The following is a 5,343-nucleotide window of genomic DNA, read 5'->3' as shown; positions in this document are numbered from 1 at the left end:
CGTCTCCTGGGCCTCGGAGCGCAGCCGCTCGGCCTCCGCGGCGGCCTCGCCACGCAGCCGTACGGCCACCGACTCGCCCTCGGCGCGCGCGTTGGACGCGTCCGCGGCGGCCTCGTCGCGCAGCCGTACGGCCTCGTCCTCGGCCTGCTGGCGCAGCGCGTTCAGCCGTTCGGCGGATTCCGTGCGCTGCCGCTCGATCTCCTCGGCGGTCTCCTTGCGCAGCCGCTCCGCCTCGGTGCGGGCGTCCCGCAGCGCCTCGTCGGCGGAGGAGAGCCGCTGCTCGGCCTCCTGGTGCAGCCGGTTCAGCTCGCCCTCGGCCTCGGAGCGGCGGTCCTCGGCGGCCCGCTCGGCCTCCTCGCGCAGCTCCTCGGCCGCGGTGGACGCCTCCGACTTGACCCGCTCGGCCTGCTCCTCGGCCGAGGTCACCAGCTCCTCGGCCTCGCCGCGGGCCCGCTTCAGCAGCTCATCGGCCTGCCGGCGCAGCGCGTTGGCCCGCTCGATGGCCTCGGTGCGCACCCGCTCGCTCTCGGCGGTGGCACCCGAGCGGGTCTCCTCCGCGTCGGCCTTCGCCTTGGTCAGCAGGTCCTCGGCGGTGCTGGCCGCCTCCTCGATCTGCTGGACCGCCTCCCGGCGCGCCTCGGTGCGGATCCGCTCGCCCTCGGCGACCGCCTCCGACCGGAGCTGCTCGGCCTCGCCGCGCAGCCGGCGGGCCTCCTCCTGAAGCTCGACGGTCTTGGCGCGGTACTCCTTGGTGTCGTCCTTGGCCGTGCCCTTGAGCTGCTCGGCCGTGTCGTGCGCCTCGGCCCGCAGCCGGTCCGCCTCTTCCTCGGCCTCGCCCCGGATCCGCTCGGCCTCGTCGGCGGCCGCCTTGGTGGTGGCCTGCGCCTGCTCCGAGGCGCGGGTCAGCACCTCCTCGGCGCTCCGGGCCGCCTTGGCGAGCTGGGCGGCCGAGTCCTCGGCGGCCCTGGCCCGGGCGTCGTCGCCCGCCTCGGCGACCATCCGCTCGGCCTCGGCGCGGGCGTCGTCCCGCAACTGCTCGGCCTCGGCCCGCAGCCGCTCGGCCTCCTTGGTGGCCTCGCCGACCAGCCGGGCGACCTCCGCCTTGGCGGTACGGGTGCGCTGCTCGTTGTCCGACTCGGCGGCCGTGAGCCGCTTGGCCGCCGCGTCCTTGGCCTCGGCGACGACCTTCTCGGCCTCGCTGCGCGCCTCGCGCAGCGCCTGCTCGGCCTCCTGCATCCGCTGCTCGGCGGCGCGGGTCTGCTCGGCCGCGTGACGACGGGCCTGGTCCGCCTCGGTGGCGGTGGTGGTGCGCAACTGCTCCGCGTGGTCGGTGGCCTCCTGGGCCTGGGTGCCCGCGTTGGTCAGCAGCCGCTCGGCGTCGGCGCGGGCCCGGCGCAGAATCGCCTCGGCCTCGGCACGGCCGGCCTCCGCCTCGGAGCCCAGCCGCTGACGGGCCTGTTCGGTCATGCGCTGGGCTTCGGCGCGCGCCTCGGCCAGGGCCTGCTCGGCCTCCGCCCGGGACTCGTCCATGAGCCGGCGGGCCTGCGCCTCGGTACGGGCCCGCAACTGCTCGGCCCAGGCCACGTTCTCGTTGACATGCGACTCGACGGTGCTGCGGCGCTCGGCCAGCTCCTGGTCCAGCCGCTGGCGCCGGGCCACGGCCTCGGCGTGCAGCTCGGCCTCCAGCCGGGCCTGCCGCTCGGCCTGCTCCTGGAGCAGCCGCTGGGTCTGCGCCCGGGTCTCACGCAGCTCACGCTCGGCGTTGGCGCGCAACTGGTCCGCCTGGAGCTGGGCGTCCCGCAGCAACTGCTCTGCCTGGTAGCCGACGTTGGCGCTGTCGTAGGCGGGGCGGGCCGCCAGGTTGCGGCGCGCCTCATGCAGCTTGGCGCGCAGCACCTCGACTTGGTAGCCGAGGTCGTCGGCGTGCTGGACGGCCTTCTCACGCTCGGTCTTCAGCCGCTCCATCTCGGCCTCGAACTTGGAGAGCTGATCGTCAGGCTCGTAGCGGTCGTAGCCCCGCACTGCGCGGTCCCATCCGTCCCCTGGTCGCATTGGCGGCCTGCTCCGTCACCCTCGTGGTCCCCCGTGGTCCCTCGCGGTGCCCAGGGGTTCCTCGACGGTTCCCTTGCGGTACCGACCAGGCGAAGTGCGTGCCGGGTCGGACCGGAGCTGGCCCTTCCGAAGAAATGGTGTCAGATCATCGGCGAAGCCCGGGCCGGACCCCGATCCCTTTCCGATTCCGTACCCCGGCCGATGCTGCACTCTACCGGCCGGGGAAGGGGTAGGTCAGTGGTCCGCTTCAGTGATCCTCTTCGCCCTTGTGGGCGGCGGGGTCCGCGGCGGTGACGAGCTCGGTCAGCACACCGTGACAGTCCTTGGGGTGGAGGAAGGTGATCCGGGAGTCCATCGAGCCACGGCGGGGCTGTTCGTAGAGGACCCGGACGCCCTTGTCGCGGATGGCCTCGGAGTCGGTGTCGACATCGGCGGTGCCGAAGGCGATGTGGTGGACGCCCTCACCGTTCTTGGCCATCCACTTGCCGACCGCGGAGTCCTCCCGGATCGGCTCGAGAAGCTGGAGGTAGGAGGCCCCGCCGTCGGAGGTCTCATTGATCTTGAGCATGGCCTCGCGGACGCCCTGCTCCTCGTTGATCTCGGAGTGGAACACCTCGAAGCCGTACGTGGCACGGTAGAACTCAACAGTCTTGTCGAGGTCGAAGCAGGCGATCCCGATGTGGTCGATTCTCGTCAGCATGGGAACAGTGCACCGCCGCACAGCCGGTTACGCAACGTGCGCGCGATCACACCGATGGGCCGGTGACCGCGCGGGTACTCGTCAGTACATTGACGATAACCCTCGTTAACTTCCTTCTCCTCGTGAAGGGGACGCACCAATGACTCGTACGACCTCTGTGATGGTGGCGGGCGCCCGGACGCCCATGGGACGGCTGCTCGGCGGCCTGCGCTCGTTTTCCGGCGCCGACCTGGGCGGAATCGCGATCAAGGCCGCGCTGGAGCGGGCCGGGGTCGGTCCCGAGCAGGTGCAGTACGTGATCATGGGGCAGGTGCTCCAGGCGGGCGCCGGGCAGATTCCGGCCCGGCAGGCGGCGGTCAAGGCCGGCATCCCGATGAGTGTGCCCGCCCTCACGATCAACAAGGTCTGCCTCTCCGGGCTGGACGCGATCGCCCTGGCCGACCAGCTCATTCGCGCGGGCGAGTTCGACATCGTGGTCGCGGGCGGGCAGGAGTCCATGACCAACGCCCCCCATCTGCTGCCCAAGTCCCGGGAGGGCTACAAGTACGGCGCGGTCGAGATGCTCGACGCGATGGCGCACGACGGGCTGACCGACGCCTTCGAGTCCATCGCCATGGGCGAGTCCACCGAGAAGCACAACACCCGGCTGGGCATCCAGCGCCCCGAGCAGGACGAGTTCGCCGCCCAGTCCCACCAGCGGGCCGCCGCCGCCCAGAAGAACGGCCTCTTCGACGCCGAGATCACCCCCGTGGAGATCCCGCAGCGCAAGGGCGAGCCGGTGGTCTTCGACAAGGACGAGGGCATCCGCGGCGAGACCACGGCCGAGCTGCTGGGCAGGCTGCGGCCCGCGTTCGCCAAGGACGGGACGATCACGGCGGGCACGTCGTCGCAGATCTCGGACGGGGCCGCCGCGGTCGTCGTGATGAGCAAGGCCAAGGCCGAGGAGCTGGGGCTGGAGTGGATCGCCGAGATCGGCGCCCACGGGAATGTGGCGGGACCCGACAACTCCCTCCAGTCCCAGCCGTCCAACGCGATCGCGCACGCCCTGGGCAAGGAGGGGCTGACGGTCGACGATCTCGACCTCATCGAGATCAACGAGGCGTTCGCCGCGGTCGCCGTGCAGTCGATGAAGGACCTGGGTGTTTCCCCCGAAAGGGTGAATGTGAATGGGGGCGCGATTGCCCTCGGCCACCCCATCGGGATGTCCGGCGCGCGGATCGCGCTGCATCTCGCGCTGGAGCTGCGGCGGCGTGGCGGCGGGACCGGAGCGGCGGCGCTGTGCGGTGGGGGCGGGCAGGGGGACGCGCTGATCCTGCGGGTGCCGGCGGGAGAGTAGAGGGTTGCCCCTGGGGCCCGGGTTTCTCTTGGGGCTCAGGTTTCCCTTGCGTCCCGGGTTTCTCTTGGGTCCCGGGTTTCTCTTGGGTCCCGGGTTTCCCCGTGGCCTCGGTTTCCCCGTGGCCTCGGTTTCCGCTGTGATGACGCGATGATGGAGCGGTAAGGAGTACGGCACCCATGGCTGATGTGCCCACGCTGGTGGAGCAGGCGCGGCAGGGGCGGCCGCGTGCGGTCGCCCGGCTCATCTCGCTGGTCGAGGGTGCCTCGCCGCAGTTGCGCGAGGTGATGGCCGCGCTCGCTCCGCTGGCCGGGGGCGCGTATGTGGTCGGGGTGACCGGCTCGCCGGGCGTCGGCAAGTCCACCTCGACCTCCGCGCTCGTCGCCGCCTACCGGCGGATGGGCAAGCGGGTGGGCGTCCTCGCCGTCGACCCCTCCTCGCCGTTCTCCGGCGGGGCGCTCCTGGGCGACCGCGTACGGATGTCGGAGCACGCCTCCGACCCCGGCGTCTACATCCGCTCCATGGCCACCCGCGGCCATCTCGGCGGGCTCGCCTGGGCCGCTCCGCAGGCCATCCGGGTGCTGGACGCGGCCGGATGCGATGTGGTGCTGGTGGAGACGGTGGGCGTCGGTCAGTCCGAGGTCGAGATCGCCGCCCAGGCCGACACCAGTGTGCTGCTGCTCGCGCCGGGGATGGGGGACGGGATCCAGGCGGCCAAGGCCGGGATCCTGGAGATCGGCGATGTGTATGTGGTCAACAAGGCCGACCGGGAAGGGGCCGATGCCACGGCCCGCGAGCTCAACCACATGCTGGGCCTGGGCGAGGGGCGGGCGCCGGGGGACTGGCGGCCGCCCATCGTGAAGACCGTGGCGGCGCGCGGCGAGGGGATCGACGAGGTGGTCGAGGCGCTGGAGAAGCACCGTGCCTGGATGGAGGAGCACGGGGTGCTCGCGGAGCGCCGGATGCGGCGGGCGGCGGGCGAGGTCGAGACGATCGCGGTGACGGCGCTGCGGGAGCGGATCGGCGATCTGCACGGCGACCGCCGGCTGGGGGCGCTCGCGGAGCGGGTCGTCGCGGGTGAGCTGGATCCGTATACGGCGGCGGACGAGCTGGTTGCGGGGGTGACGGAGCGGGGGTGACGGGTGCGCAGGACCCCCACCCCTGCGACCCCGCCCCCTCCCACCGTCTCGCGGCTACCCGCTATTCAGCCCCTCCGGCGTTTGAAGAGCGGGGTCCGGGGCGGAGCCCCGGCGGGGGT

The 5,343-nt window shown here is 72.5% G+C and carries 4 protein-coding genes; 2 read left to right on the top strand and 2 right to left on the bottom strand.

The window, feature by feature from the left end; genetic code table 11:
* On the bottom strand, positions 1–2,052 hold a 2,052-nt coding region (gene scy / locus KN815_RS45025; RefSeq protein WP_301184703.1), incomplete at its 3' end, for a polarized growth protein Scy.
* 247 nt (positions 2,053–2,299) lie between these two features.
* Positions 2,300–2,752: a methylmalonyl-CoA epimerase gene (gene mce / locus KN815_RS45020; protein WP_059147653.1), complete on the bottom strand. Its 453-nt coding sequence runs from the start codon at positions 2,750–2,752 to the stop codon at positions 2,300–2,302.
* A gap of 157 nt (positions 2,753–2,909) precedes the next feature.
* On the opposite strand from mce, the gene KN815_RS45015 reads away from it, so the two are divergent.
* Together KN815_RS45015 and meaB are read left to right on the top strand one after the other, a co-directional pair.
* Positions 2,910–4,088, top strand: coding sequence for an acetyl-CoA C-acetyltransferase (locus tag KN815_RS45015; protein WP_216347587.1), 1,179 nt, complete (start codon positions 2,910–2,912; stop codon positions 4,086–4,088).
* 176 nt (positions 4,089–4,264) lie between these two features.
* Positions 4,265–5,224, top strand: a complete 960-nt coding sequence (gene meaB, locus KN815_RS45010; RefSeq protein ID WP_216347586.1) for a methylmalonyl Co-A mutase-associated GTPase MeaB — start codon at positions 4,265–4,267, stop codon at positions 5,222–5,224.
* Positions 5,225–5,343 lie beyond the last annotated feature (119 nt).

Source organism: Streptomyces niphimycinicus, from assembly GCF_018883605.1.
In the GTDB taxonomy this organism is placed as follows: Bacteria; Actinomycetota; Actinomycetes; order Streptomycetales; family Streptomycetaceae; genus Streptomyces; species Streptomyces niphimycinicus.
The sequence above is the reverse complement of the archived record's forward strand: the minus strand, read 5'-3'. Positions and strand labels throughout refer to the sequence as shown.